Source organism: Virgibacillus litoralis, assembly GCF_017873675.1.
Lineage (GTDB): Bacteria > Bacillota > Bacilli > Bacillales > Amphibacillaceae > Lentibacillus > Lentibacillus litoralis.
On record NZ_JAGGKK010000017.1, the window covers coordinates 25,332 to 49,783 of the forward strand.

Consider the following 24,452-nt stretch of genomic DNA (forward strand, 5'->3'; position numbering starts at 1 on the left):
GGGTCAGCACCTCCATCTATATAATTCTAAGTAATTGGTAAAATCGGACACTAAAAGGGAGGTAGGCCCCTTGCTAGATGTAAATAACTTTGAGTATATGAAAATAGGTTTAGCTTCATCAGAAAAAATTCGCTCTTGGTCATACGGCGAGGTCAAAAAACCAGAAACGATTAACTACCGCACACTAAAGCCAGAGAAAGACGGATTATTTTGTGAACGTATTTTCGGTCCACAAAAGGACTGGGAATGTCATTGCGGAAAATATAAGCGTGTACGGTATAAAGGCGTCGTTTGTGATCGATGTGGTGTAGAAGTTACCAAAGCTAAAGTACGTCGTGAGCGTATGGGTCATATTGAATTAGCTGCACCAGTATCACATATTTGGTACTTTAAAGGGATTCCAAGTCGAATGGGTCTTGTATTAGATATGTCTCCACGTGCGTTAGAAGAAGTGATTTATTTTGCTGCATATATTGTTACGGAGTCAGGAGATACACCACTGGAGAAGAAACAACTTCTATCAGAAAAAGAGTATCGGGCATATTATGACAAGTACGGCAAAACTTTCAAGGCGCAAATGGGAGCTGAAGCAATACGGAAGCTTTTACAGGATATCGATCTTGAAAAAGAAGTTGAAGCATTGCAAGAGGAGTTAAAAACAGCACAAGGACAACGCAGAACTCGTGCAATCAAACGTTTAGATGTATTAGAGGCATTTCGCCATTCAGGTAATGATACGTCATGGATGGTCCTTGATGTACTTCCGATTATTCCACCAGAAATTCGTCCAATGGTGCAACTTGATGGAGGACGCTTTGCAACTTCGGATCTAAACGATTTATATCGTCGTGTTATTAACCGTAATAATCGTTTAAAACGACTATTGGACCTTGGTGCACCAAGTATTATTGTGCAAAACGAGAAACGTATGTTACAGGAAGCTGTTGACGCATTGGTTGATAACGGGCGTCGCGGCCGTCCAGTTACAGGTCCAGGAAATAGACCATTAAAATCCTTATCTCATATGCTGAAAGGTAAACAAGGTCGTTTCCGTCAGAACTTGCTTGGTAAACGTGTAGACTACTCAGGTCGTTCGGTAATTGTTGTTGGCCCAAGTCTTAAAATGTATCAGTGCGGGCTACCGAAGGAAATGGCGCTTGAGTTATTTAAGCCATTCATTATGAAAGAGCTTGTTGAAAGAGGAATAGCTCATAATATTAAATCAGCAAAACGCAAAATTGAACGCGTGCATCCAGATGTTTGGGATGTATTAGAGGATGTTATTAAAGAACATCCTGTACTGCTAAACCGTGCTCCAACGCTGCACCGTTTAGGTATTCAGGCATTCGAACCAACATTAGTAGAGGGTAGAGCAATTCGCCTTCACCCATTAGTTTGTACAGCTTATAACGCTGACTTTGATGGAGACCAAATGGCTGTCCACGTGCCACTTTCGGCAGAGGCTCAAGCCGAAGCACGTATTCTAATGCTTGCTGCTCAAAACATTCTAAATCCTAAAGATGGTAAACCAGTTGTAACGCCGTCACAGGATATGGTGTTAGGTAACTATTATGTGACGCTAGAACGTGAGAATGCAATTGGAGAAGGCAGCGTATTTAAAGATCTTAGTGAGGCGCTGATAGCTTATCAAAATGGTTATGTTCATTTACACACGAGAATTGCCGTGCAGGCATCCAGCTTGAACAAGAAATCATTCACTGATGAACAGCAGGCTCAATTGTTAATTACGACTGTAGGTAAGCTTATCTTTAATGAGATATTACCTGAATCATTCCCGTATATTAATGAACCAACAAATGACAATTTGGAAATTAAAACTCCAGAGAAGTATTTTGTTAAAAAAGGAACAGATATTAGGGAAGAGATTAAATCACGTGAGATTATTCCTCCATTTAAGAAAGGTATACTTGGAGATATAATTGCTGAAGTGTTTAAACGGTTTAAAATTAGCGAAACATCAAAAATGCTCGACAGAATGAAAGATCTTGGATTCAGCTATTCAACAAAAGCAGGAATGACTGTTGGTGTATCTGATATCGTTGTATTAGCCGAAAAACAAAAGATTATCGAAGAATCACAATCCAAGGTTGATAACGTGTCAAAACAGTTCCGACGCGGTTTAATTACCGATGAAGAACGTTATGACCGAGTTATAGCAATCTGGTCTAAAGCAAAAGACGATATTCAAGAACGTTTAATGCAATCACTGAACCCAAGAAACCCAATATTTATGATGAGTGATTCAGGCGCAAGAGGTAACGCATCTAACTTTACACAGCTTGCAGGTATGCGTGGTTTAATGGCCAACCCGGCTGGTAAGATTATTGAATTACCGATCAAATCAAGCTTCCGTGAAGGGTTAACGGTGTTAGAATACTTTATTTCTACACACGGTGCTCGTAAAGGTCTTGCTGATACTGCACTGAAAACAGCTGACTCTGGTTACTTAACCCGTCGTCTCGTCGATGTAGCACAGGATGTAATAATTCGTGAAGACGATTGTGGTACAGATCGCGGTTTACCTGTTTCAGCGTTAACCGATGGAACAGAATTGATCGAACCACTGTTGGATCGGTTAGTCGGACGTACAGCGTTTGAAAAGGTTAGCCATCCTGAAACAGGTGAAGTAATAGTAGATATCAATGAAGTTATCTCAGAGGATCAAGCAAAACAAATCATTGAAGCAGGACACAAGCAAGTTATCATAAGAACTGCTTTCACATGTAATACAAAACATGGCGTTTGTAAGAAATGCTATGGCCGAAACCTAGCAACGGGTGATGAGGTAGAAGTTGGTGAAGCGGTAGGTATTATCGCTGCACAATCTATCGGTGAACCAGGTACACAGCTTACAATGCGTACATTCCACACAGGTGGGGTTGCAGGAGACGATATTACACAAGGTTTACCACGTATTCAGGAACTGGTTGAGGCGCGTAACCCTAAAGGGCAAGCAGTTATCAGCGAAGTTCATGGTACAGTCAATGAAATAAAAGAAGTAAAAGATAAGCAGGAAATTGTTGTTCAAGGTGATGTAGAACAGCGCTCTTATCCTGTTCCGTACAATGCACGCATGAAAGTTACTGTTGGTGATGAAGTATCCGCTGGTCAAGAGCTTACCGAGGGTTCTGTTGATCCAAAAGAACTTCTTCGTGCTCAAGGCGTACAAGGAGTTCAATCATACTTGTTACGTGAAGTACAGCGTGTTTATCGCATGCAAGGTGTTGAAATCGGGGATAAACACGTAGAAGTAATGGTTCGCCAAATGCTTCGTAAAATTCGTGTTGTTGAATCCGGAGATACAAATGTACTCCCTGGATCATTACTCGAAATACACCAATTCAAAGATGCAAACAACGCAGTATTACAGGAAGGAAAACGACCAGCTGTCGGTAAACCTGTATTACTGGGAATCACGAAAGCATCACTGGAAACTGATTCATTCTTATCAGCTGCATCCTTCCAGGAAACAACTCGTGTGTTAACGGATGCTGCCATTAAAGGTAAACGCGACGAACTGTTAGGTCTTAAAGAGAATGTGATCATCGGTAAACTGGTCCCTGCTGGAACTGGAATGCAACGTTACCGTAAGCTCAAATCATCTTTAGATCAAACGAGTGAAAAAGAAGAAGAACAAGAAGAAACAGAAACGGTAAAGTAACCATTTAACTTGGCTTTCGTCGTCGTGACTCTTGAGAGTCCTAGTTGAACTTATGCAGGAAGGAAAGTTCTATACTTTTCTTCCTGCCAAAAACAAGTGACTAAATTTCGGAAACACTAATAAAATAGTAAAATTTCAGTTGACATTAAAAAACGAGAATGATACTATGTTTAAGGTGTTTCCGATTGTACTTGTTACTTTGGAGGATGTATTGATGTCTTATGAAAAAGTAACTCAGGTTCAAACACAGTTGATAATCGGAACAAAGCAAACACTTAAAGCTATGAAAACTGGTGATGTAAGTGAAGTGTTTATTGCTGATGATGCAGACCAACAAATCACACAAAAGGTAGAGCGTTTAGCTAATGAGCTGGATGTGCCTTGTCACCGTGTTGATTCGATGGAACGACTAGGCGCTGCTTGCGGCATAGACGTTGGTGCATCGACAGTAGCAGTAAAACAATAAAGGTTTTGGCGGATTTTTTCGCGAAGACTTTGTTTTTTGCTAAAGGATGAACCACCTGGATATGTGGGATTAGAAATAACCAAAAATTGGGTGGTAACTGGTTTAAAATAAGCTTATAAATAAGAAGGGAGGATAACAATTATGCCTACAATTAATCAACTTGTACGTAAAGGTCGTGTGAACAAACCAAGAAAATCTGACTCTCCTGCACTAAATAGAGGGTACAACAGCTTCAAGAAAAGAGCTACGGATGAAAATTCACCACATAAACGTGGCGTTTGTACACGAGTTGGTACACTAACACCAAAGAAACCGAACTCTGCACTTCGTAAGTATGCACGTGTTCGTTTGTCAAATAACATGGAGGTAACTGCATACATTCCTGGAATTGGACACAATCTACAGGAGCATAGTGTGGTATTAATCCGTGGCGGTCGTGTTAAGGACTTACCAGGTGTACGTTACCATATTGTACGTGGTGCTCTTGATACCGCTGGTGTGGAAGGCCGTGCACAAGGTCGTTCTAAATATGGTGCGAAAAAACCTAAAAAGAAATAATTTTATAATATAGATATAGGAAAGGAGGGGGACATATGCCACGTAAAGGACCAGTACCTAAACGCGATGTCTTGCCAGATCCGCTTTATAATTCAAAGCTAGTTACACGTTTAATCAATCAAATCATGATAGACGGTAAAAGAGGTAAAGCACAAAAAATTCTTTATAATGCGTTTGAACTTGTAGCAGAAAGAAGTGGACAAAACGCAATGGAAGTTTTTGAACAAGCGATGAAAAATGTAATGCCAGTACTTGAGGTTCGCGCACGTCGTGTTGGTGGTTCAAACTACCAAGTACCGATGGAAGTTCGCCCAGAACGCCGTCAAGCATTAGGTTTACGTTATGTTGTTAATTACTCACGTCTGCGCGGAGAAAAAACGATGGAAGAGCGACTTGCTAATGAAATTCTTGATGCTTCTAACAACACAGGGTCATCAGTTAAAAAACGCGAAGAATTGCATAAAATGGCTGAAGCCAATAAAGCATTTGCTCACTATCGCTGGTAATAAAAACAAAATAAAGATTTTTACAGGAAGGAGAAGAATACATGGCTAGAGAGTTCTCCTTGGAAAAGACGCGTAATCTTGGTATTATGGCACACATTGATGCAGGTAAGACCACTACTACTGAGCGTATTCTTTTCTATACAGGACGTATTCATAAAATTGGCGAAACTCATGAAGGCGCTTCTCAGATGGACTGGATGGAGCAGGAGCAAGAGCGCGGTATCACAATTACATCCGCAGCAACTACTGCTCAATGGAAAGGTTATCGTATAAACATCATTGATACACCAGGACACGTAGACTTCACAGTAGAAGTTGAACGTTCATTGCGTGTACTTGATGGGGCGGTAACTGTTCTTGACGCGCAATCAGGTGTTGAACCACAAACCGAAACTGTATGGCGCCAGGCAACAACTTATGGTGTGCCTAGAGTGGTATTTATTAACAAGATGGATAAAGTGGGAGCAGATTTCATTTATTCCACAGAAACATTGAAAAAACGTTTAGGTGCAAACGCCCATCCAGTTCAGTTACCAATTGGAGCTGAGGATGATTTTGAAGGTATTATTGACCTAATTACAATGGATGCTTACTACTATCTAGATGATCTGGGAACACGTGCAGAAGCGCGCGAGATTCCAGCAGAATATAAAGAAAAAGCAGAAGAACTGCGTGCTAGCTTAGTAGAAGCTGTTTCCGAGTTAGACGAAGAGCTAATGATGAAGTATCTAGAAGGAGAGGAAATCTCCAACGACGAACTTAAAAAAGCAATTCGTACAGCAACACTTAACATTGAATTTTACCCTGTATTTGTTGGGTCAGCATTCAAAAACAAAGGTGTCCAACTAATGTTGGATGGTGTAATTGATTATTTGCCATCTCCAACTGACGTTCCACCAATCGAAGGTAAGGTTCCTGGTACGGAAGAGGAAGTAGTTCGTGAGTCATCTGATGACGCGCCTTTCTCTGCACTAGCTTTTAAAGTGGCTACAGACCCATACGTTGGTAAGTTAACATTCTTCCGCGTATATTCTGGAACATTATCTTCTGGTTCATATGTTAAAAACTCAGTAAAGGATAAGCGTGAGCGTGTAGGACGTATCCTGCAAATGCACGCAAACTCCCGTGAAGAAATCTCAACTGTATATGCAGGAGAGATAGCTGCTGGGGTTGGTTTGAAAGATACATCAACAGGAGATACACTTTGTGCTGAGAAGGATCTTGTAATCTTGGAATCAATGGACTTCCCTGAACCGGTTATCGGTGTTGCAATTGAACCTAAAACAAAAGCTGACCAAGATAAAATGGCAATTGCTTTAGGTAAACTTGCAGAAGAGGATCCTACTTTCAGAACAGAAACAGACGTAGAGACTGGTCAAACAATTATTTCTGGTATGGGTGAGTTACACCTTGACATTATCGTTGACCGTCTAAAAAGAGAATTTAAAGTAGAAGCAACTGTTGGTGCTCCACAGGTAGCATACCGTGAGACATTCCGTGGATCAGCTGAAGTTGAAGGTAAATTCGTACGGCAGTCTGGTGGTCGTGGACAATACGGTCACGTTTGGGTTAAATTTGAACCAAACGAAGAAGGCGCAGGCTTCGAATTTACTAATAAAATCGTTGGTGGTGTTGTACCACGTGAATACATTCCATCTGTTGAACAAGGTATTAAAGAGTCAACAGCAAATGGTGTATTAGCTGGCTATCCATTAATCGATATTAAAGCAACACTTTATGATGGAAGCTATCATGACGTAGACTCGAACGAAATGGCGTTTAAAATAGCTGGTTCAATGGCCTTAAAGGCTGCTAAAAACAAATGTCAGCCTGTTCTTTTAGAGCCTATGATGAAAGTTGAAATCGTAATCCCTGAAGAATACATGGGAGATATCATGGGTGATGTTACTTCTCGTCGTGGACGTGTAGAAGGAATGGAGCCACGTGGCCCGGCACAGCTTGTTAAAGCATTTGTACCACTTGCAGAAATGTTCGGTTATGCAACTGCATTACGTTCAAACACGCAAGGTCGCGGAACATTTACAATGCACTTTGATCATTATGAACAAGTGCCAAAGAGTATTTCAGAAGAAATAGTCAAGAAAAATGCAGGCGAATAATTGATTTTTTTCTAAATCTGAAGTATAACTTTTATTGAAGGCTAAGAAATAACATATTGTTATTTCTTGGCTGAAAATATAAAATCTAAAACATACTTTTATTTATTTAAAGGAGGAACTATAAATGGCTAAAGAAAAGTTCGATCGCTCAAAAAGTCACGTGAATATTGGAACAATTGGTCACGTTGACCATGGTAAAACTACTTTAACTGCTGCAATCACTACTACATTGCACAAACAATCTGGTGAAGGTACTGCAATGGCATATGACCAAATCGACGGTGCTCCAGAAGAAAAAGAACGCGGTATTACAATCGCAACATCTCACGTTGAGTATGAAACTGATACTCGTCACTATGCTCACGTTGACTGCCCAGGACACGCTGACTATGTTAAAAACATGATCACTGGTGCAGCACAAATGGACGGAGCTATCCTAGTAGTATCTGCTGCTGATGGCCCTATGCCACAAACTCGTGAACACATCCTACTATCACGTAACGTTGGGGTACCTTCAATTGTTGTATTCCTTAACAAAACAGACATGGTAGATGACGAAGAATTACTAGAACTAGTTGAAATGGAAGTTCGCGATCTATTAACTGAATACGACTTCCCTGGCGACGATGTACCAGTAATTAAAGGTTCTGCTCTTAAAGCTCTTGAAGGCGATGCAGATTATGAAGAAAAAATCTATGAACTTATGGCAGCAGTTGATGAGTATATTCCAACTCCAGAACGCGACAATGACAAGCCATTCATGATGCCAGTTGAGGACGTATTCTCAATTACTGGCCGTGGTACAGTTGCAACAGGTCGTGTTGAACGTGGTTCTATCAAAGTTGGTGACGATGTTGAGATCATCGGCCTTGCTGATGCTCCATCTAAATCAACTGTAACTGGTGTTGAAATGTTCCGTAAGCTTCTTGATTACGCTGAAGCAGGTGACAACATTGGTGCACTTCTTCGTGGGGTATCACGTGATGATATCAACCGTGGTCAAGTACTAGCTAAACCAGGTTCAATTACACCACATACAAATTTTAAAGCAGAAGTTTATGTGTTATCTAAAGAAGAAGGTGGACGTCATACTCCATTCTTCGCTAACTATCGCCCACAGTTCTATTTCCGTACAACTGACGTAACTGGAGTTATTCAACTTCCAGAAGGAGTAGAAATGGTAATGCCTGGCGATAACATCGAAATGGATGTTGAGTTAATTTCAAAAATTGCTATTGAAGACGGCACACGTTTCTCAATCCGTGAAGGCGGACGTACTGTAGGATCAGGCGTTGTAACTTCAATTCAAAAATAATTAATATGATAACTAAGAAACAGACAGCGTGACGACGCTGTCTGTTTTTTAGTTCGCTCTTTTCGGCAGGTAAGAAAGTAACTTGGCTGTCGATGTGCAGCCACCATCTATCATGAAAATCAATTTAATCAAATTAGAAACATTTTTTGTGGTTCTGCGGACTCTGTGGACCTTAAAGCATTCTATTAATCAAGGTATATGTTAGAAAACTTGGCATTCGTTAAGGGGATTGTAATGAAAGCGTATTTTGCTTTCTTAGAACCCCTTATACTCTGGAGCGCAAACCTTAGTTGCACTTATGCAGTTAAGAAGTATTTATACTTAACTGCTAAAATAGGGGTTCTGTCCGGATAACGATAGAAGTCGCGTAGAAATTAGCATAGATTTCGCCCCCTGTTGTTGCAGAAGCCATTTTTAACGGAACGAGGATCCGCTCCAACTGTTTGGCGAATCCTCATTCCGTTATTTCCTTGAAAACCATCGTTTCAAGCCTGGGTCCGGATCCTCGTTCCGCTATTTGTCCTTTTCACAGCAAAAATGGCTGATTTCCAGCTATTAACGGAACGAGGATCCGTCTCACCCTTCTAAGAGCACCTTTTTTACCAATTAGCGGAATGAGGATTCATTTCGCCCGTTTGCCAGACTATCATTCCGAGTGGCAAACTTCATGCCTTAAAGTACGCGTAGTAAATTTTCGGCGAGTTATTATAAGTTGGGGTGGTACCTGGCATTTGCGGTATTTCTCGAGATACTAACCACATATGAAATGAGAGATTAAGGCGAGTGTTCACGCATACAAAACCCGCTCAACAGAATTTAATTCTGGTTTCAGCAAATTTCTACAAAAAAAATTCTCTAACTCCTTGCAATCAGTGGAATATGTTTGTATAATACATAGATGTGCAATCAAATAGTTATCTATAATTAAAGGTTGCATTGACCACGTTTTTTCTTTATAATATTAATGTTGGTCGAAAAAAGGCGATGAAGTGAAAGGTTGTTGACACACCCGGCCCCTTTGCCATGGCGGATGGTCGAGAAATTTTCACGGAGAATGTCTATTATAAAATGGGCGAAAAGGAGGGAAAATAATGGCAAAAGAGAAGATTAGAATTCGATTGAAAGCATATGATCACCGTATTTTAGATCAGTCTTCTGAAAAGATTGTAGATACAGCGAAGCGTTCTGGAGCGAGTGTTTCTGGACCGATTCCGTTGCCTACAGAAAGATCTGTTTACACTGTATTGCGTGCGGTGCACAAATACAAAGATGCTCGTGAGCAGTTCGAGATGCGTACTCATAAGCGCTTGATCGACATTGTTAATCCAACACCACAAACAGTTGATTCATTGATGCGTCTTGACTTACCATCTGGTGTGGATATTGAAATTAAATTATAAATTATTGAATTATATAGGAGGTGTAACGGATGACGAAAGGAATCTTAGGTCGTAAAATCGGCATGACTCAGTTATTTTCTGACGAGGGAGAGTTAGTCCCGGTAACAGTTGTTCAAGCTGAGCCAAACGTAGTATTACAAAAGAGAACATTAGAAAATGATGGCTACGAAGCAGTACAAATCGGTTTTGCAGATGAAAAGGAATCACGTACAAACAAAGCGGAAAAAGGCCATGCTGATAAAGCAAACACAGCCCCTAAGCGCTACGTTCGTGAAATCCGTAACGCAAATCTTGATGAATATGAAGTTGGTCAAGAACTTGGCGTTGATGTTTTTCAAACTGGCGATAAGGTCGATGTAACTGGTACTTCTAAAGGGAAAGGTTTCCAAGGGGTTATCAAACGCCATGGACAACAACGCGGACCATCAACCCACGGCTCTCATTTTCATAGATCGCCAGGTGCGATGGGTGTAATTGACCCAATGCGTGTTTTCAAAGGTAAGAAACTTCCAGGTCAAATGGGTGGTAAACAAATCACTATTGAAAACCTTGATATTGTAAAGGTAGACGCTGAACGCAATCTGCTTTTAATCAGAGGTAATATCCCTGGAGCAAAAAAATCATTCGTAAAAATTGCGAGTGCATTAAAGGCTAACTAATCATATACACGAAGGGAGGATATGTCATGCCTAAAGTAGCACTATTAAAACAAGATGGATCTAAAGCTGGAGATTTTGAATTAAACGACTCCGTATTCGGTATTGAGCCAAACACGCATGTTTTGAATGAAGCAGTACTAATGCAACGTTCATCACTACGTCAGGGCACACATGCTGTTAAAAACCGTTCACAAGTTCGTGGCGGAGGAGCTAAGCCGTGGAGACAAAAAGGAACAGGTCGTGCACGTCAAGGTTCAACTCGTTCACCGCAATGGGTTGGCGGCGGAACTGTATTTGGCCCAACACCACGTAGCTACAGCTATAAACTACCGAAGAAAGTTCGTCGTTTAGCACTTAAGTCGGCACTTTCTTCAAAAGCAAAGGAAGAAGACTTGATTGTAGTGGAAAGCATTGCAATTAATGCTCCAAAAACAAAAGAAGTAGTACAAATGCTAAATGCACTTAATGCAGATAAAAAGGCATTAATTGTAACAGCTGACAGAGACGAAACAGTAGTTCGTTCTGCCAATAATCTACAGAACGTAAGAGTACTTACTGTAGAAGAAGTAAATGTACTAGACTTGCTTACGCATGACAAGCTGATCATAACCAAGGATGCAGCTGAAAAAGCAGGGGAGGTGCTTGCATAATGAAAGATCCACGTGATATTATAAAGCGCCCTGTCATTACAGAAGGTTCTGCTGACTTAATGGCAGAAAAGAAATATACGTTTGAAGTAACTCCGAAAGCGAACAAAACAGAGATTAAAGACGCTGTTGAACTGGTTTTTGGTGTGAAGGTAGACAAAGTAAACACTATGAATATTAAAGGTAAATTCAAGCGAATGGGCCGTTACGGCGGATACCGTTCAGATCGCAAAAAAGCTATTGTGCAGCTTTCAAAAGATAGTAAAGACCTAGACTTCTTTGAAGGTTAAATAGAGAAACTAGTGAAGGAGGGAAAACAAAATGGCTATTAAAAAATTCAGACCAACAACAAACGGCAGACGTTTCATGTCTTCATCTGACTTTGCAGAGGTTACTACGGATACTCCGGAAAAGTCTCTATTAAGTTCAATTTACAAGCGTGGCGGTCGTAACAACCAAGGTAAGCTTACAGTTCGTCATAAAGGCGGAGGTCACAAGCGTCAATACCGTATAATTGACTTTAAGCGTGATAAAGATGGAATACCTGGACGCGTTGCTACAGTGGAATATGATCCAAACCGATCAGCTAATATTGCATTAATTCATTATGCAGATGGAGAAAAGCGTTATATATTAGCACCAAAAGGAATCAAAGTAGGACAACAAATTGAATCTGGCGAACAAGCAGATATCAAGCTAGGTAATAGTCTTGCACTTCAAAACATTCCAGTGGGTACTATTATTCACAACATTGAATTGAAGCCTGGACGCGGCGGACAACTTGTACGCTCAGCTGGAGCTGAAGCACAGATTCTTGGACGCGAAGATAAATATACGTTGGTACGCTTGAAATCAGGCGAAGTTCGTTTAATATTATCTTCATGCCGTGCAACAATCGGCCAAGTTGGAAACCTTGAGCATGAGCTTATAACTATAGGTAAAGCTGGTCGTTCTCGTTGGTTAGGTAAACGCCCGACTGTTCGTGGTTCTGTTATGAACCCTAATGATCACCCACATGGTGGTGGTGAAGGACGTGCGCCAATCGGACGTAAATCACCTATGTCACCTTGGGGTAAGCCTACACTTGGTTACAAAACGCGTCAGCGTAACAAACCTACAGATAAATATATCGTTCGTAAGCGTAAAAAATAAACGGATGAGACGACGGGCGGTAAGATCCGTCGTTCAATTACGAAAGGAGGTTTATCCATGGGTCGTAGCTTGAAAAAGGGACCTTTTGCAGATGACCATCTATTGAAAAAGATTGATACTCTAAATGAATCTGACAAGAAACAAGTAGTTAAATCTTGGTCTCGTCGTTCAACAATATTCCCTACTTTTGTTGGTCATACGATTGCTGTATATGACGGACGTAAACACGTACCTGTCTATGTTACAGAAGATATGGTCGGACATAAATTAGGTGAATTCGCGCCAACCCGTACTTATAGAGGACACGGTGGCGATGATAAGAAAACAAAACGCTAATGAGAGGAGGCGCTCCACATGCAAGCTAAAGCCGTTGCGAAATCTGTTCGTATTGCTCCTCGTAAAGTTCGTTTAGTCGTAGATTTGATTCGAGGAAAAGAAGTTGGTGAAGCAGTAGGAATACTACGCCATACACAACGTGGTGCTTCTCCAGTTGTAGAAAAAGTACTAAATTCTGCAATTGCGAATGCGGAACACAACTATGAAATGGAAGCAGATAACCTGGTAGTTTCTGAAGTATTTGTAAATGAAGGTGCTACATTGAAACGTTTTCGTCCACGTGCACAAGGACGTGCAAGTAAAATTAATAAACGCACAAGCCATATTACAGTGGTTGTAACTGAAAAGAAGGAGGGATAGTCAGTGGGTCAAAAAGTAAATCCAAAAGGTCTTCGCGTTGGTATCATTCGTGACTGGGAGTCAAAGTGGTATGCAGGCAAAGACTATGCAGACTTACTACACGAGGATATTAAGATTAGAGAATATCTTGAAAATCGCTTACGCATTGCTGCTGTTTCTTCTATCGACATCGAACGTGCAGCAAATCGTGTAAACATCACCATTCACACTGGTAAGCCAGGTATGGTTATTGGTAAAGGCGGTTCAGAAGTAGAAGCTCTACGTAAATCATTAAATAGTCTGACCGGCAAGCGTGTTCACATCAATATCGTTGAAATCAAAAAAGTTGATCTAAACGCAGTATTAGTTGCTGATAACATTGCTCGTCAATTAGAAAATCGTATTTCATTCCGTCGTGCTCAAAAGCAAACTATTCAACGTGCAATGCGCGGAGGAGCAAAAGGAATTAAAACACAAGTGTCCGGACGTCTAGGCGGCGCAGACATCGCTCGTGCGGAACATTACAGTGAAGGAACAGTACCACTACACACATTGCGTGCTGATATCGACTATGGCACAGCAGAAGCTGACACAACTTATGGTAAGTTGGGCGTTAAAGTGTGGATCTATCGTGGAGAAGTCCTTCCAACTAAAACTAAAAAGTAAGGAAGGGGGAAATGCATTATGTTAATGCCTAAACGTGTAAAATATCGTAAGCAACATCGTGGTAAAATGAATGGCCGTGCTAAAGGTGGAACTACAGTAGCTTTTGGTGAGTATGGTCTACAAGCACTTGAAGCTTCTTGGATTACAAGTCGTCAAATCGAGGCCGCTCGTATTGCAATGACTCGTTACATGAAACGTGGCGGTAAAGTTTGGATTAAAATCTTTCCAGACAAACCATATACTGCAAAACCCCTAGAGGTCCGTATGGGTTCCGGTAAAGGTGCTCCAGAAGGATGGGTAGCAGTAGTTAAACCAGGAAAAATAATGTTTGAAATCGCTGGTGTACCAGAAGAAGTTGCACGTGAAGCGTTGCGTCTTGCTTCTCATAAACTGCCGATTAGAACTAAATTCGTAAAACGTGAAGAAATTGGTGGTGAAATCAATGAAGGCTAATGAAATTAGAGAACTAACCACTGCCGAAATTGAACAAAAAGTTAAATCGTTAAAAGAAGAACTATTTAATTTACGCTTTCAGCTAGCAACAGGCCAATTGGAAAACACCGCACGTATTCGTGAGGTAAGAAAGTCTATTGCTCGTATGAAAACAGTTGTACGTCAACGTGAAGTAAGCGTGAATAACTGAAACAAGAGAGGAGGATAACCTCAATGACTGAGCGTAATGATCGTAAAGTATATACAGGCCGTGTCGTTTCAGACAAAATGGATAAAACAATTACTGTTTTGGTTGAGACTTACAAGTTTCATTCGTTATACGGTAAGCGTGTAAAATACTCTAAAAAATTCAAAACACATGATGAAAATAATCAAGCTAAAAATGGTGATGTTGTTCAAATCATGGAAACTCGTCCGCTATCAGCAACTAAACGTTTCCGTCTAGTTGAAATCGTTGAAGAAGCGGTAATAATATAATAAAGTTCGCTCGGAAGGTATCCGAAGGGAGGTCACAGCGATATGATTCAACAAGAAACTCGTTTAAAAGTTGCAGATAACTCTGGTGCTCGTGAAGTATTAACCATTAAAGTATTGGGTGGTTCTGGACGTAAGACAGCTAACATTGGTGATGTAATTGTTTGTTCCGTAAAGCACGCAACACCAGGTGGCGTTGTTAAAAAAGGTGAGGTTGTAAGAGCCGTCATCGTACGTTCAAAGACAGGAATGCGCCGTAAAGATGGATCATATATTCGTTTTGATGAAAATGCTGCCGTAATTATCCGTGATGATAAAGGTCCACGAGGTACTCGTATCTTCGGACCAGTTGCACGTGAATTACGTGAAGCAAAGTTCATGAAAATCGTATCTCTAGCTCCAGAAGTTCTATAATGAGTAATGAAAAGCCTTGTCAAGGAGGTGCGTAAAGCATGCATGTAAAAAAAGGTGATAAAGTCAAAGTAATTTCCGGTAAAGACCGTGATAAACAAGGTACTATTTTAGAAGCATATCCTAAAAAAGAACGTGTCCTAGTAGAAGGTATCAATATGATTAAAAAACACGCAAAACCTTCACAAGACAATCCACAGGGTGGAATTCTTAACCAGGAAGCACCAATTCATGTTTCTAACGTAATGCCATTAGATCCAAAATCCGGTGAACCAACTCGCGTTGGATATGAAGAACGTGACGGAAAAAAAGTCCGTATCGCAAAAAAATCCGGTGAAGCATTGGATAAATAGTTTGTGCTGTGAAAGGAGGGCGACATGATGAATGAACTTAAACAAAAGTACCAGGACGACGTATTGCCGTCATTAATGAATAAATTTAATTATGATTCTGTTATGCAAGCACCAGCTATCGAGAAAATTGTTATCAACATGGGTGTTGGTGATGCAGTACAGAACTCAAAAGCATTAGATAATGCAGTTGAAGAACTTGCACTAATTTCTGGGCAAAGACCAATGGTGACTCGTGCTAAAAAGTCAATTGCTGGATTTCGTTTGCGTGAAGGGATGCCAATTGGAGCAAAAGTAACACTTCGTGGCAATCGTATGCATGAATTCCTACAAAAGCTTATTGCAGTTTCACTTCCACGTGTTCGTGATTTCCGTGGTATTTCAAAGAAAGCATTTGATGGTCGTGGCAACTATACATTAGGTGTTAAAGAACAGCTAATTTTCCCAGAAATCAACTATGATAAAGTAAGTAAAGTTCGTGGTATGGACATTGTTATTGTAACTTCTGCCAATACTGACGAAGAAGCACGTGAACTTTTAGCTCAGCTAGGCATGCCTTTCCAAAAGTAAAGCTAGGAGCTAATACAAGGAGGGAAAATTGTGGCTAAAAAATCAATGATTGCGAAACAAAAACGCCCACAAAAGTACAAAGTACGTGAATATACACGTTGTGAACGATGTGGACGCCCGCATTCTGTAATTCGTAAATTTAAACTTTGCCGTATTTGTTTCCGCGAACTTGCCTATAAAGGTCAAATTCCTGGTGTCAAAAAAGCAAGCTGGTAAACCCCGATTCGGGAAGGAGGTAATGTAGTAATGGTTATGACAGATCCAATCGCAGATATGCTAACTCGTATTCGTAATGCAAACATGGTGCGCCATGAAAAGTTAGAGCTTCCGGCTTCAAAAATTAAGAAAGAAATCGCCGACATCCTTAAACGTGAAGGTTTTGTACGTGATTATGAATTTATTGAAGACAATAAGCAAGGCGTTCTGCGTATTTTCCTTAAGTACGGTGCAAGCAACGAACGAGTAATAACAGGTATCAAACGGATTAGTAAACCAGGTTTGCGTGTCTACGCAAAAGCTGATGAAGTACCTCGTGTACTAAATGGCTTAGGTATTGCTGTTGTATCAACATCAAATGGAGTGCTTTCTGATAAAGAAGCACGTACACAAGCTATTGGTGGCGAAGTACTAGCGTACGTTTGGTAATAATATATACTTTTAAGACAGGAGGTGCATGGGATGTCTCGTATAGGACTTAAGCCAGTGGAAATTCCAGAGGGTGTTGAGGTAAACATTAATGGAAACACTGCTACAGTAAAAGGCCCAAAAGGTGAATTAACAAGAGACTTTCATCAAGATATGAAAGTTGTTATAGAAGATAATGTTTTAACTGTTGAACGTCCAAGTAACCATAAAGAACACCGAGCTCTGCACGGTACGACTCGCAGCTTGATTGATAACATGGTTCAAGGAGTTCATAAAGGTTTTGAGAAAAATCTTGAAATCAGCGGTGTTGGTTACCGTGCCTTAAAACAAGGTGACAAAGTAGTGATTAACGCAGGTTATTCACACCCGGTTGAACTTGATCCAATTGATGGTATCGAGATTGATGTTCCTAAAAACACACAAATTATCGTAAAAGGTATTAGTAAAGAATTGGTTGGTGAAGTTGCAGCAAACATTAGAGCAATCAGACCACCAGAACCTTATAAAGGTAAAGGTATTCGCTATGAAGGTGAATATGTACGACAAAAAGAAGGTAAAACTGCTAAGTAAGGTTAGTTAGGGAGCAGAAAGGAGTGACCTAGATGATCACAAAGCCTGACAAAAACGCTGTACGCAAGAGAAGACATGCGCGTGTTCGTAAATCCGTTGTTGGAACAACTGAACAGCCTCGTCTGAATGTGTACCGTTCAAATAAACACATCTATGCACAATTAATTGATGATAACGAAGGAGTTACTGTTGCAAGTGCTTCTACAAAAGATAATGAAATGAAGGTTGAAACAACAGGCAATGTAGATGCAGCTAAACAAGTCGGAGAATTAGTTGCAAAACGTGCCCAGGATAAAGGTTTTAAATCGGTTGTGTTTGATCGCGGAGGCTACCTTTATCATGGACGTGTAAAAGCATTAGCTGAAGCTGCCCGCGAGGCAGGTCTTGAATTTTAATCGATAGATAAAGGAGGGACATAGATGCATACTAGCATTGATCCGAACAAATTAGATCTTGAAGAACGCGTTGTTACAATCAACCGTGTTGCAAAAGTTGTTAAAGGTGGACGTCGTTTCCGTTTTGCTGCATTGGTTGTAGTTGGAGATAAAAACGGCCATGTAGGCTTTGGTACTGGTAAAGCACAAGAGGTACCAGAAGCAATTAAGAAGGCTGTTGATGATGCAAAGAAAAGCCTAATCACAGTACCTATTGTTGGAACAACTATTCCACACGAAATTAATGGAAGATTTGGTTCAGGTAACGTATTAATGAAGCCTGCAACTGAAGGTACTGGAGTAATTTCCGGAGGACCTGTTCGTGCTATACTGGAACTTGCAGGTGTCGGCGATATTTTAACTAAATCACTTGGTTCAAATACACCAATCAACATGATTCGTGCAACACTAAGTGGACTATCAAACTTAAAACGTGCAGAAGACGTAGCAAAACTACGCGGAAAGTCTGTAGAAGAACTGTTAGGATAAGGAGGGAAATACTATGTCTAAAAAATTAGAAATCACCCTCACGCGAAGTGTTATTGGTCGAACAGAAGGACAACGTCAAACTGTTCAAACACTAGGTCTGAAAAAAATTCATCAATCCGTAGTTCGTGAAGATACTCCAGCTGTACGCGGTATGGTTAACAAAGTATCTCATCTCATAGCGGTTAAAGAGGTTTAATTAAACATTAGCGTAAAGAGGAGGTGCTCGAATGAAACTTCATGAATTGAAGGCGTCAGAAGGAACTCGCAAAAAGCGTAATCGCGTAGGTCGTGGTATGTCATCTGGTAACGGAAAAACTTCCGGAAGAGGACATAAAGGACAAAAAGCACGTTCAGGTGGAAACACTCGTCCGGGCTTTGAAGGTGGCCAATTGCCATTATTCCAACGTTTGCCTAAGCGAGGATTTACAAATATTCACCGTAAAGAGTTTGCGATTGTAAACCTAGATGCATTAAATAAATTTGAAGAAGGCACAGAAATTACACCTGAGCTATTACTTGAAGAAGGTGCCGTTAGCAATCTTAAAGCTGGTATCAAGGTACTAGGTAAGGGTGCTGTTGAAAAGAAACTTACTGTAAAAGCTCATAAGTTCTCTGCTTCAGCGAAGGAAGCTATCGAAGCAGCGGGCGGTAAAACAGAGGTGATTTAATGTTCCGTACGATTTCCAATTTAATGCGAGTAGGTGACATTAGACGGAAGATCATATTTACATTACTAATGTTAGTTGTATTCCGTCTTGGTACATTTATTCCAGTGCCATATACAGATAAAGAAGCTATCGATTTTATGAATCAACAAAACGTATTCGGCTTTTTAAACACATTTGGTGGTGGGGCATTACAAAACTTCTCCATTTTTGCGATGGGGATTATGCCTTATATTACTGCAGCGATTATTATGCAATTACTGCAAATGGATGTTGTACCAAAGTTCACCGAATGGAAAAAGCAAGGAGAAATGGGCCGCAAGAAGTTAGCACAAATTACTCGTTACGGCACAGTTGCACTTGCGTTTGTCCAGGCGATCGCGATGTCAATTGGTTTTAATGCAATGGCTGGTGGATTATTAATAGCTGACCCAAGCGTATTAAAATTTATTATCATTGCTCTCGTACTAACAAGTGGAACAACATTCTTGATGTGGTTGGGTGAACAGATCACAGCAAATGGTGTTGGAAACGGAATCTCTATTTTAATTTTTGCTGGTATCGTAGCAGCGGTTCCAAATGGAGTAAATCAATTATATAGCCAGTATTTTGTAGATCCTGGTGATGAATTATTTATAAACATTGTAATTGTCGCATTAATTGCATTGGTGGTAGTAGCAGTAGTTGTTGGAGTTATCTTTATCCAGCAAGCACTACGTAAAATTCCAATTCAATATGCTAAAAAGCTTGTAAATCGTTCTCCAGTGGGGGGGCACTCCACACATTTACCATTAAAAGTAAATGCTGCCGGAGTTATCCCGGTAATCTTTGCAATAGCATTCATTATCGCACCAAGAACGGTTGCAGGGTTATTTGAAGGTAATGAGTTTGCTGAAACAATTGGAACGATATTTGATTATACCCAACCAATTGGCATGGTTATTTATGTAGCATTGATCATTGCATTCACCTATTTCTATACGTTTGTTCAAGTAAATCCAGAACAAATGGCAGAGAACTTGCAAAAACAAGGTGGATATATACCAGGTATTCGTCCTGGGAAAAATACAGAAACGTATCTTACACGCGTTATGTATCGTTTAACATTTGTAGGGTCTATCTTCTTAGCAGCTGTTTCTGTGCTTCCTATCCTCTTAGGTGGTCTTGCAAATCTGCCGCAAGCAGTACAAATCGGTGGCACGAGCTTACTAATCGTTGTAGGTGTTGCACTGCAAACAATGAAACAATTGGAAAGTCAATTAGTGAAGCGACACTATACAGGGTTTATTAAGTAACAGATTGCTGCCAATGAGAGCGAGGGGAAAATTGTTGAATTTAATCTTGATGGGTCTACCTGGTGCTGGTAAAGGCACCCAGGCAGAAAAAATAAATGAAAAATACCACATCCCTCATATTTCAACAGGAGATATGTTCCGATTAGCAATTAAAGAAGGAACTGACCTTGGTAAGAAGGCTAAAGAATATATGGACCAAGGTGAACTTGTTCCGGATGAAGTAACAATAGGAATTGTTAAAGAGCGTTTAGGCAAAGATGATTGTAAAAATGGTTTTTTATTGGATGGTTTTCCAAGGACCATTGCACAAGCTGAGGCATTGCAATCTCTTTTAGCTGATTTGAAGGAATCAATTGACTATGTCCTGCATGTAGATGTACCAGAAGAAAAATTAGTGGAGCGTCTAACGGGTCGTAGAATTTGTCCGAATTGTGGAGCAACATATCATGTCATATATAATCCTCCTAAACATGAGGGAATATGTGATAAAGATGGCTCTGAACTGATACAACGAGAAGATGACCAAGCAGAAACGGTGAAAAAACGTTTGGAAGTTAACATGAAACAAACGCAGCCGTTATTGGATTTTTATCAAGAGAAAGGATATCTTGTGACCGTTGATGGTGATCAAGAAATTGATCAAGTCTTTCAAGATATTCAAGCAAAAATAGAAAAGTAAGCATTTTGGCTGTATTACCAGCTCAGGATAGATGCAATTCTATTTTGTTAAAGTTATAATGAAAGTCGTAGAATATGCGGCAGAACGTGTATTACTTGATATAACAGTGACACAGAATAGCAACTGGTAGTGTGCCTATGATTGGCAGGATTAAAATAAAAGCCTAAGTGAAGGTGATCGTTGTTGAGCGAAGCTGATTCGATTCCGCGGATAGGTCAAGTTGTTCGTATAAAGCAAGGGCGAGAAGCAGGACAATATGCTGTAGTACTAAAAATGATAGATGATCGATTTGTCTTGCTTGCAGATGGGGAAAAACGTAAATATGATCGACCAAAGAAAAAGAATCTACATCATATTGAAGTTATGGATTATATTTCTCCGGAAGTCCAAAACAGCCTTCTAGAAACTGGTCGTGTCACAAATGGTAAATTACGATTTGCCATAGATAAATTTGTCAATGAAATTGTGACTGATTTAATGAAGGGAGATCAACACGATGGCGAAAGACGATGTAATTGAAGTGGAAGGTACCGTAACTGACACATTGCCGAATGCACAGTTTAATGTCGAACTTGAAAATGGCCATACGGTTTTAGCTCATGTATCTGGCAAAATTCGTATGCATTTCATCCGCATTTTACCTGGTGATAAAGTGACGGTAGAACTTTCCCCGTATGATTTAACAAGAGGACGAATTACGTACCGTTATAAATAGACGAGTGAGCTCCGATATAAAAGGAGGTAAAGATGATGAAAGTAAGAGCATCTGTAAAGCCAATATGTGAAAAATGCAAAGTCATTAAGCGTAAGGGCAAAGTAATGGTGATTTGTGAAAACCCTAAACACAAGCAAAAACAAGGCTAATAAACAAGGAGGTGCATTGAGCTATGGCACGTATTGCAGGTATAGATATTCCGCGTGATAAACGTGTAGTTATTTCATTAACCTATATTTATGGTGTTGGAAAAAATACTGCACAGGAAGTCCTTAAAGAAGCAGGCGTTTCAGAAAATACTCGTGTACGCGATTTGACAGAAGATGAATTAGGCAATATTCGTAAAGCAATTAACGAATTTACAGTTGAAGGTGACCTTCGTCGTGAAGTATCCCTCAACATTAAACGCCTAATCGAAATTGGTTCTTATCGAGGAATCAGACATCGTCGTGGGTTGCCAGTACGTGGTCAAAAAACGAAAAACAATTCACGTACTCGTAAAGGTCCACGTCGTACAATGGCTAACAAGAAAAAGTAAGGTAAAAGGAGGTAAGCTAATCAATGGCACGTAAAACAAATACGCGTAAGCGTCGTGTGAAAAAAAATATTGATACGGGTGTAGCACACATTCGTTCTACGTTTAACAACACAATCGTTACGATTACGGATGTCCAAGGTAATTCTATTGGCTGGAGCTCTTCCGGCGCACTAGGATTTAAAGGCTCTCGTAAGTCTACACCATTTGCTGCACAAATGGCTGCTGAAACCGCAGCTAAAACAGCAGTTGATAACGGTATGAAAACATTAGAAGTAACTGTTAAAGGCCCTGGTGCTGGACGTGAAGCAGCAATTCGTTCACTACAGGCAGCAGGATTGGAAGTTACGGCTATCCGTGACGTAACCCCAGTACCTCACAATGGTTGCCGCCCACCAAAACGTCGTCGTGTATAATTGTACTGTATAGAATTTGTCACCCTGTCTATAATGGGTTATGATAGCTAAAAGTATAAAGCATAAGGGAAATTCCCTTTTGAACAGACTTTACTATACAACATGACAAAGACATGAGAGTACGAATGAAATTTTAATAGCGCAGAAACGCCAACTGCCTATTTGAGGAATTTCGGTTAGACACGAAGTCTAACCGGGGTTTCGACGTTTTAAAGGAGGGTTTTATTGAATGATCGAAATTGAAAAACCAATAATAGAAACGGTAGAGATCAGCGATGATGCTAAATTTGGAAAGTTCGTCGTCGAACCGCTTGAACGTGGATATGGTGCCACTCTAGGAAACTCCTTGCGTCGTATCCTATTATCCTCACTTCCGGGTGCTGCTGTTACATCAGTTCAGATGGATGGAGCGCATCATGAGTTTTCAACAATTGAAGGCGTTGTTGAGGACGTAACAACAATTATTTTGAACTTGAAAAAGCTTGCTCTAAAGATTTACTCTGAAGAAGAGAAAACCTTAGAGATTGATGTGCAGGGAGAAGGAAAAGTTACGGCTGCAGACCTGACATATGATAGTGATGTAGAGGTATTAAATCCTGACTTACCACTTGCTACAATTAACGGTAAAGGTAAATTGCATATGAAGATTACGGCAGAACGCGGCCGCGGTTATCGTCCAGCTGATGCAAACAATCATGATGAGCGACCAATCGGAGTGATTCCGGTTGATTCAATCTTTACACCAGTATCACGTGTGACATATCAAGTCGAAAATACCCGTGTGGGGCAAGTTGCAAACTACGATAAATTAACAATTGATGTATCTACAGATGGAAGCATCCGTCCTGAAGAAGCAGTTTCTTTAGGTGCAAAAGTCTTTACAGAGCATCTAAATATTTTTGTAGGTTTGACAGATGAAGCACAAAATGCAGAAATCATGGTCGAAAAAGAAGAAGATCAAAAAGAAAAAGTGATGGAAATGACAATCGAAGAACTCGATTTATCTGTCAGATCCTATAATTGCTTAAAACGTGCTGGAATTAATACAGTTCAAGAGCTTTCAAATAAATCTGAAGAAGATATGATGAAGGTGCGTAACTTAGGTCGCAAATCACTAGAAGAAGTAAAAGTAAAACTAGAGGATTTAGGCTTAGGCTTACGAGATGATGACTGATCGATACAGACACCTTTAGAATAGAACAAAAGCGGAAGTGCCTGTTCAACGACGTATGAACTGCGCCCGTGCAACACGGGTGGTTCACTAGACGTTAGGCGCTGGTCGATAAAAACGTCACGTCCTGTGACTTCATCGACACTTGCACGTCCTGTGCGTCGAAGCTGGACGTGGCCCTGCGCAGATGTTCAATAATCAACGTTACTAGAAGTAATGAATATCTATGTAGCAGTATAAGGGAGGGATAGTCCATGGCTAGAAAATTAGGTCGTACAACAGACGCTCGTATGGCACTACTTCGCAACCTTGCATCTGATTTGATTATTCACGAACGGGTTGAAACAACAGAAGCAAAAGCGAAAGAGTTAAAATCAACAGTAGAGAAAATGATTACACTTGGAAAACGCGGTGATCTTCACGCGCGTCGTCAAGCAGCAGCTTTCTTATATAATCAAGAAGCGAACGAAAACGAAAGTGTTATGCAAAAACTCTTCGATGACGTCGCTGCACGCTACGAAGACAGACAAGGCGGATATACACGCGTTCTTAAGCTAGGTGCTCGTCAAGGTGACGGAGCAAAAATGGCAATCATTGAACTAGTTTAATGAATTCGTGCGCTTAAGGGGCAGGACAGAATCTCTTCCATGAGGTGAATCCCGGCCCTTTTTTTGTATGCAGAATTAAGCAGATGACTGTTTATAGATGGACAAGTGGGAACATCGACAGGAGAG

The 24,452-nt window shown here is 40.4% G+C and carries 36 protein-coding genes; all 36 read left to right on the forward strand.

The window, feature by feature from the left end; translation table 11 throughout:
• Nucleotides 1-70: 70 nt before the first annotated feature.
• Entirely contained in the window at nt 71-3,682 is a 3,612-nt protein-coding gene (gene rpoC, locus J2Z82_RS14350; protein ID WP_209481465.1) for a DNA-directed RNA polymerase subunit beta', read from the forward strand.
• A 214-nt stretch (nt 3,683-3,896) separates the two neighbouring features.
• On the forward strand, nt 3,897-4,148 hold the full coding sequence (locus J2Z82_RS14355; protein ID WP_209481466.1) for a 50S ribosomal protein L7ae-like protein: 252 nt from the start codon (nt 3,897-3,899) through the stop codon (nt 4,146-4,148).
• A gap of 141 nt (nt 4,149-4,289) precedes the next feature.
• The gene (gene rpsL, locus J2Z82_RS14360; RefSeq protein WP_092494518.1) at nt 4,290-4,706 is read left to right on the forward strand and encodes a 30S ribosomal protein S12; all 417 of its coding nucleotides are present in this window, start codon (nt 4,290-4,292) and stop codon (nt 4,704-4,706) included.
• 35 nt (nt 4,707-4,741) lie between these two features.
• A complete protein-coding gene (rpsG, locus tag J2Z82_RS14365) occupies nt 4,742-5,212 on the forward strand; it encodes a 30S ribosomal protein S7 (RefSeq protein WP_092494517.1) in 471 nt (156 codons plus the stop codon).
• Nucleotides 5,213-5,253: 41 nt separating this feature from the next.
• Nucleotides 5,254-7,332 carry an elongation factor G gene (gene fusA / locus J2Z82_RS14370; RefSeq protein ID WP_209481467.1) on the forward strand — a complete coding sequence of 693 codons (2,079 nt, stop codon included), beginning with the start codon at nt 5,254-5,256 and terminating at the stop codon, nt 7,330-7,332.
• A gap of 124 nt (nt 7,333-7,456) precedes the next feature.
• Complete coding sequence (gene tuf / locus J2Z82_RS14375; protein ID WP_209481468.1) at nt 7,457-8,647, forward strand: elongation factor Tu; 1,191 nt, start codon at nt 7,457-7,459, stop codon at nt 8,645-8,647.
• A 1,091-nt stretch (nt 8,648-9,738) separates the two neighbouring features.
• Entirely contained in the window at nt 9,739-10,047 is a 309-nt protein-coding gene (gene rpsJ, locus J2Z82_RS14380) for a 30S ribosomal protein S10 (RefSeq protein WP_092494514.1), read from the forward strand.
• A 29-nt stretch (nt 10,048-10,076) separates the two neighbouring features.
• Entirely contained in the window at nt 10,077-10,706 is a 630-nt protein-coding gene (rplC, locus tag J2Z82_RS14385; RefSeq protein ID WP_092494513.1) for a 50S ribosomal protein L3, read from the forward strand.
• 26 nt (nt 10,707-10,732) lie between these two features.
• Nucleotides 10,733-11,356: a 50S ribosomal protein L4 gene (rplD, locus tag J2Z82_RS14390; protein ID WP_209481469.1), complete on the forward strand. Its 624-nt coding sequence runs from the start codon at nt 10,733-10,735 to the stop codon at nt 11,354-11,356.
• A complete protein-coding gene (rplW, locus tag J2Z82_RS14395; protein WP_209481470.1) occupies nt 11,356-11,643 on the forward strand; it encodes a 50S ribosomal protein L23 in 288 nt (95 codons plus the stop codon). The genes rplD and rplW overlap by 1 nt, the downstream gene beginning before the upstream one ends.
• A 31-nt stretch (nt 11,644-11,674) precedes the next feature.
• Nucleotides 11,675-12,505, forward strand: a complete 831-nt coding sequence (gene rplB, locus J2Z82_RS14400) for a 50S ribosomal protein L2 (protein WP_209481471.1) — start codon at nt 11,675-11,677, stop codon at nt 12,503-12,505.
• A 57-nt stretch (nt 12,506-12,562) separates the two neighbouring features.
• Nucleotides 12,563-12,841 (forward strand): 30S ribosomal protein S19, encoded by a 279-nt coding sequence (gene rpsS, locus J2Z82_RS14405; protein ID WP_092494509.1) that lies wholly within the window; start codon nt 12,563-12,565, stop codon nt 12,839-12,841.
• Between the two features lie 18 nt (nt 12,842-12,859).
• Nucleotides 12,860-13,201, forward strand: a complete 342-nt coding sequence (rplV, locus tag J2Z82_RS14410) for a 50S ribosomal protein L22 (protein WP_092494508.1) — start codon at nt 12,860-12,862, stop codon at nt 13,199-13,201.
• A gap of 3 nt (nt 13,202-13,204) precedes the next feature.
• On the forward strand, nt 13,205-13,846 hold the full coding sequence (rpsC, locus tag J2Z82_RS14415) for a 30S ribosomal protein S3 (RefSeq protein ID WP_209481472.1): 642 nt from the start codon (nt 13,205-13,207) through the stop codon (nt 13,844-13,846).
• A gap of 18 nt (nt 13,847-13,864) precedes the next feature.
• The gene (rplP, locus tag J2Z82_RS14420) at nt 13,865-14,299 is read left to right on the forward strand and encodes a 50S ribosomal protein L16 (RefSeq protein WP_092494506.1); all 435 of its coding nucleotides are present in this window, start codon (nt 13,865-13,867) and stop codon (nt 14,297-14,299) included.
• Nucleotides 14,289-14,489, forward strand: coding sequence for a 50S ribosomal protein L29 (gene rpmC / locus J2Z82_RS14425; RefSeq protein ID WP_036578662.1), 201 nt, complete (start codon nt 14,289-14,291; stop codon nt 14,487-14,489). Before rplP ends, rpmC begins: the two co-directional genes overlap by 11 nt.
• A 23-nt stretch (nt 14,490-14,512) precedes the next feature.
• A complete protein-coding gene (gene rpsQ, locus J2Z82_RS14430) occupies nt 14,513-14,776 on the forward strand; it encodes a 30S ribosomal protein S17 (protein WP_209481473.1) in 264 nt (87 codons plus the stop codon).
• Between the two features lie 42 nt (nt 14,777-14,818).
• Entirely contained in the window at nt 14,819-15,187 is a 369-nt protein-coding gene (gene rplN / locus J2Z82_RS14435) for a 50S ribosomal protein L14 (RefSeq protein ID WP_092494504.1), read from the forward strand.
• Between the two features lie 38 nt (nt 15,188-15,225).
• Entirely contained in the window at nt 15,226-15,537 is a 312-nt protein-coding gene (gene rplX, locus J2Z82_RS14440; RefSeq protein WP_209481474.1) for a 50S ribosomal protein L24, read from the forward strand.
• A gap of 27 nt (nt 15,538-15,564) precedes the next feature.
• Entirely contained in the window at nt 15,565-16,104 is a 540-nt protein-coding gene (gene rplE / locus J2Z82_RS14445; RefSeq protein ID WP_209481520.1) for a 50S ribosomal protein L5, read from the forward strand.
• 30 nt (nt 16,105-16,134) lie between these two features.
• On the forward strand, nt 16,135-16,320 hold the full coding sequence (locus J2Z82_RS14450; RefSeq protein ID WP_092494501.1) for a type Z 30S ribosomal protein S14: 186 nt from the start codon (nt 16,135-16,137) through the stop codon (nt 16,318-16,320).
• Between the two features lie 30 nt (nt 16,321-16,350).
• Entirely contained in the window at nt 16,351-16,749 is a 399-nt protein-coding gene (rpsH, locus tag J2Z82_RS14455) for a 30S ribosomal protein S8 (RefSeq protein WP_209481475.1), read from the forward strand.
• A gap of 33 nt (nt 16,750-16,782) precedes the next feature.
• The gene (rplF, locus tag J2Z82_RS14460) at nt 16,783-17,319 is read left to right on the forward strand and encodes a 50S ribosomal protein L6 (RefSeq protein ID WP_209481476.1); all 537 of its coding nucleotides are present in this window, start codon (nt 16,783-16,785) and stop codon (nt 17,317-17,319) included.
• Nucleotides 17,320-17,351: 32 nt separating this feature from the next.
• Nucleotides 17,352-17,714 (forward strand): 50S ribosomal protein L18, encoded by a 363-nt coding sequence (gene rplR, locus J2Z82_RS14465; RefSeq protein ID WP_209481477.1) that lies wholly within the window; start codon nt 17,352-17,354, stop codon nt 17,712-17,714.
• A gap of 24 nt (nt 17,715-17,738) precedes the next feature.
• A complete protein-coding gene (rpsE, locus tag J2Z82_RS14470) occupies nt 17,739-18,242 on the forward strand; it encodes a 30S ribosomal protein S5 (protein ID WP_092494497.1) in 504 nt (167 codons plus the stop codon).
• Between the two features lie 13 nt (nt 18,243-18,255).
• Nucleotides 18,256-18,438, forward strand: coding sequence for a 50S ribosomal protein L30 (gene rpmD / locus J2Z82_RS14475; RefSeq protein ID WP_209481478.1), 183 nt, complete (start codon nt 18,256-18,258; stop codon nt 18,436-18,438).
• Nucleotides 18,439-18,469: 31 nt separating this feature from the next.
• Nucleotides 18,470-18,910: a 50S ribosomal protein L15 gene (gene rplO / locus J2Z82_RS14480; protein ID WP_209481479.1), complete on the forward strand. Its 441-nt coding sequence runs from the start codon at nt 18,470-18,472 to the stop codon at nt 18,908-18,910.
• Nucleotides 18,910-20,202 carry a preprotein translocase subunit SecY gene (gene secY / locus J2Z82_RS14485; protein WP_209481480.1) on the forward strand — a complete coding sequence of 431 codons (1,293 nt, stop codon included), beginning with the start codon at nt 18,910-18,912 and terminating at the stop codon, nt 20,200-20,202. The genes rplO and secY overlap by 1 nt, the downstream gene beginning before the upstream one ends.
• A 34-nt stretch (nt 20,203-20,236) precedes the next feature.
• A complete protein-coding gene (locus tag J2Z82_RS14490) occupies nt 20,237-20,881 on the forward strand; it encodes an adenylate kinase (protein ID WP_209481481.1) in 645 nt (214 codons plus the stop codon).
• A gap of 183 nt (nt 20,882-21,064) precedes the next feature.
• The gene (locus J2Z82_RS14495; protein ID WP_092494492.1) at nt 21,065-21,400 is read left to right on the forward strand and encodes a KOW domain-containing RNA-binding protein; all 336 of its coding nucleotides are present in this window, start codon (nt 21,065-21,067) and stop codon (nt 21,398-21,400) included.
• Nucleotides 21,378-21,596: a translation initiation factor IF-1 gene (gene infA, locus J2Z82_RS14500; RefSeq protein WP_092494491.1), complete on the forward strand. Its 219-nt coding sequence runs from the start codon at nt 21,378-21,380 to the stop codon at nt 21,594-21,596. Before J2Z82_RS14495 ends, infA begins: the two co-directional genes overlap by 23 nt.
• Before the next feature lie 35 nt (nt 21,597-21,631).
• Entirely contained in the window at nt 21,632-21,745 is a 114-nt protein-coding gene (gene rpmJ / locus J2Z82_RS14505) for a 50S ribosomal protein L36 (protein WP_010095733.1), read from the forward strand.
• Nucleotides 21,746-21,768: 23 nt separating this feature from the next.
• On the forward strand, nt 21,769-22,134 hold the full coding sequence (rpsM, locus tag J2Z82_RS14510; RefSeq protein ID WP_209481482.1) for a 30S ribosomal protein S13: 366 nt from the start codon (nt 21,769-21,771) through the stop codon (nt 22,132-22,134).
• Nucleotides 22,135-22,157: 23 nt separating this feature from the next.
• Nucleotides 22,158-22,547, forward strand: a complete 390-nt coding sequence (gene rpsK, locus J2Z82_RS14515) for a 30S ribosomal protein S11 (RefSeq protein WP_092494489.1) — start codon at nt 22,158-22,160, stop codon at nt 22,545-22,547.
• Nucleotides 22,548-22,776: 229 nt separating this feature from the next.
• Nucleotides 22,777-23,721, forward strand: coding sequence for a DNA-directed RNA polymerase subunit alpha (locus J2Z82_RS14520; RefSeq protein WP_209481483.1), 945 nt, complete (start codon nt 22,777-22,779; stop codon nt 23,719-23,721).
• A gap of 251 nt (nt 23,722-23,972) precedes the next feature.
• Nucleotides 23,973-24,326 carry a 50S ribosomal protein L17 gene (gene rplQ / locus J2Z82_RS14525; RefSeq protein WP_092506407.1) on the forward strand — a complete coding sequence of 118 codons (354 nt, stop codon included), beginning with the start codon at nt 23,973-23,975 and terminating at the stop codon, nt 24,324-24,326.
• The last annotated feature ends 126 nt before the right edge of the window (nt 24,327-24,452 follow it).

Bases quoted from the DNA above. Each gene is read 5' to 3' on its own strand.
- J2Z82_RS14355 (WP_209481466.1), top strand. From the start codon at position 3,897: ATGTCTTATGAAAAAGTAACTCAGGTTCAAACACAGTTGATAATCGGA.
- rpsL (WP_092494518.1), top strand. From the start codon at position 4,290: ATGCCTACAATTAATCAACTTGTACGTAAAGGTCGTGTGAACAAACCA.
- rpsG (WP_092494517.1), top strand. From the start codon at position 4,742: ATGCCACGTAAAGGACCAGTACCTAAACGCGATGTCTTGCCAGATCCG.
- fusA (WP_209481467.1), top strand. From the start codon at position 5,254: ATGGCTAGAGAGTTCTCCTTGGAAAAGACGCGTAATCTTGGTATTATG.
- tuf (WP_209481468.1), top strand. From the start codon at position 7,457: ATGGCTAAAGAAAAGTTCGATCGCTCAAAAAGTCACGTGAATATTGGA.
- rpsJ (WP_092494514.1), top strand. From the start codon at position 9,739: ATGGCAAAAGAGAAGATTAGAATTCGATTGAAAGCATATGATCACCGT.
- rplC (WP_092494513.1), top strand. From the start codon at position 10,077: ATGACGAAAGGAATCTTAGGTCGTAAAATCGGCATGACTCAGTTATTT.
- rplD (WP_209481469.1), top strand. From the start codon at position 10,733: ATGCCTAAAGTAGCACTATTAAAACAAGATGGATCTAAAGCTGGAGAT.
- rplW (WP_209481470.1), top strand. From the start codon at position 11,356: ATGAAAGATCCACGTGATATTATAAAGCGCCCTGTCATTACAGAAGGT.
- rplB (WP_209481471.1), top strand. From the start codon at position 11,675: ATGGCTATTAAAAAATTCAGACCAACAACAAACGGCAGACGTTTCATG.
- rpsS (WP_092494509.1), top strand. From the start codon at position 12,563: ATGGGTCGTAGCTTGAAAAAGGGACCTTTTGCAGATGACCATCTATTG.
- rplV (WP_092494508.1), top strand. From the start codon at position 12,860: ATGCAAGCTAAAGCCGTTGCGAAATCTGTTCGTATTGCTCCTCGTAAA.
- rplP (WP_092494506.1), top strand. From the start codon at position 13,865: ATGTTAATGCCTAAACGTGTAAAATATCGTAAGCAACATCGTGGTAAA.
- rpmC (WP_036578662.1), top strand. From the start codon at position 14,289: ATGAAGGCTAATGAAATTAGAGAACTAACCACTGCCGAAATTGAACAA.
- rpsQ (WP_209481473.1), top strand. From the start codon at position 14,513: ATGACTGAGCGTAATGATCGTAAAGTATATACAGGCCGTGTCGTTTCA.
- rplN (WP_092494504.1), top strand. From the start codon at position 14,819: ATGATTCAACAAGAAACTCGTTTAAAAGTTGCAGATAACTCTGGTGCT.
- rplX (WP_209481474.1), top strand. From the start codon at position 15,226: ATGCATGTAAAAAAAGGTGATAAAGTCAAAGTAATTTCCGGTAAAGAC.
- rplE (WP_209481520.1), top strand. From the start codon at position 15,565: ATGAATGAACTTAAACAAAAGTACCAGGACGACGTATTGCCGTCATTA.
- rpsH (WP_209481475.1), top strand. From the start codon at position 16,351: ATGGTTATGACAGATCCAATCGCAGATATGCTAACTCGTATTCGTAAT.
- rplF (WP_209481476.1), top strand. From the start codon at position 16,783: ATGTCTCGTATAGGACTTAAGCCAGTGGAAATTCCAGAGGGTGTTGAG.
- rplR (WP_209481477.1), top strand. From the start codon at position 17,352: ATGATCACAAAGCCTGACAAAAACGCTGTACGCAAGAGAAGACATGCG.
- rpsE (WP_092494497.1), top strand. From the start codon at position 17,739: ATGCATACTAGCATTGATCCGAACAAATTAGATCTTGAAGAACGCGTT.
- rpmD (WP_209481478.1), top strand. From the start codon at position 18,256: ATGTCTAAAAAATTAGAAATCACCCTCACGCGAAGTGTTATTGGTCGA.
- rplO (WP_209481479.1), top strand. From the start codon at position 18,470: ATGAAACTTCATGAATTGAAGGCGTCAGAAGGAACTCGCAAAAAGCGT.
- secY (WP_209481480.1), top strand. From the start codon at position 18,910: ATGTTCCGTACGATTTCCAATTTAATGCGAGTAGGTGACATTAGACGG.
- infA (WP_092494491.1), top strand. From the start codon at position 21,378: ATGGCGAAAGACGATGTAATTGAAGTGGAAGGTACCGTAACTGACACA.
- rpmJ (WP_010095733.1), top strand. From the start codon at position 21,632: ATGAAAGTAAGAGCATCTGTAAAGCCAATATGTGAAAAATGCAAAGTC.
- rpsM (WP_209481482.1), top strand. From the start codon at position 21,769: ATGGCACGTATTGCAGGTATAGATATTCCGCGTGATAAACGTGTAGTT.
- rpsK (WP_092494489.1), top strand. From the start codon at position 22,158: ATGGCACGTAAAACAAATACGCGTAAGCGTCGTGTGAAAAAAAATATT.
- J2Z82_RS14520 (WP_209481483.1), top strand. From the start codon at position 22,777: ATGATCGAAATTGAAAAACCAATAATAGAAACGGTAGAGATCAGCGAT.
- rplQ (WP_092506407.1), top strand. From the start codon at position 23,973: ATGGCTAGAAAATTAGGTCGTACAACAGACGCTCGTATGGCACTACTT.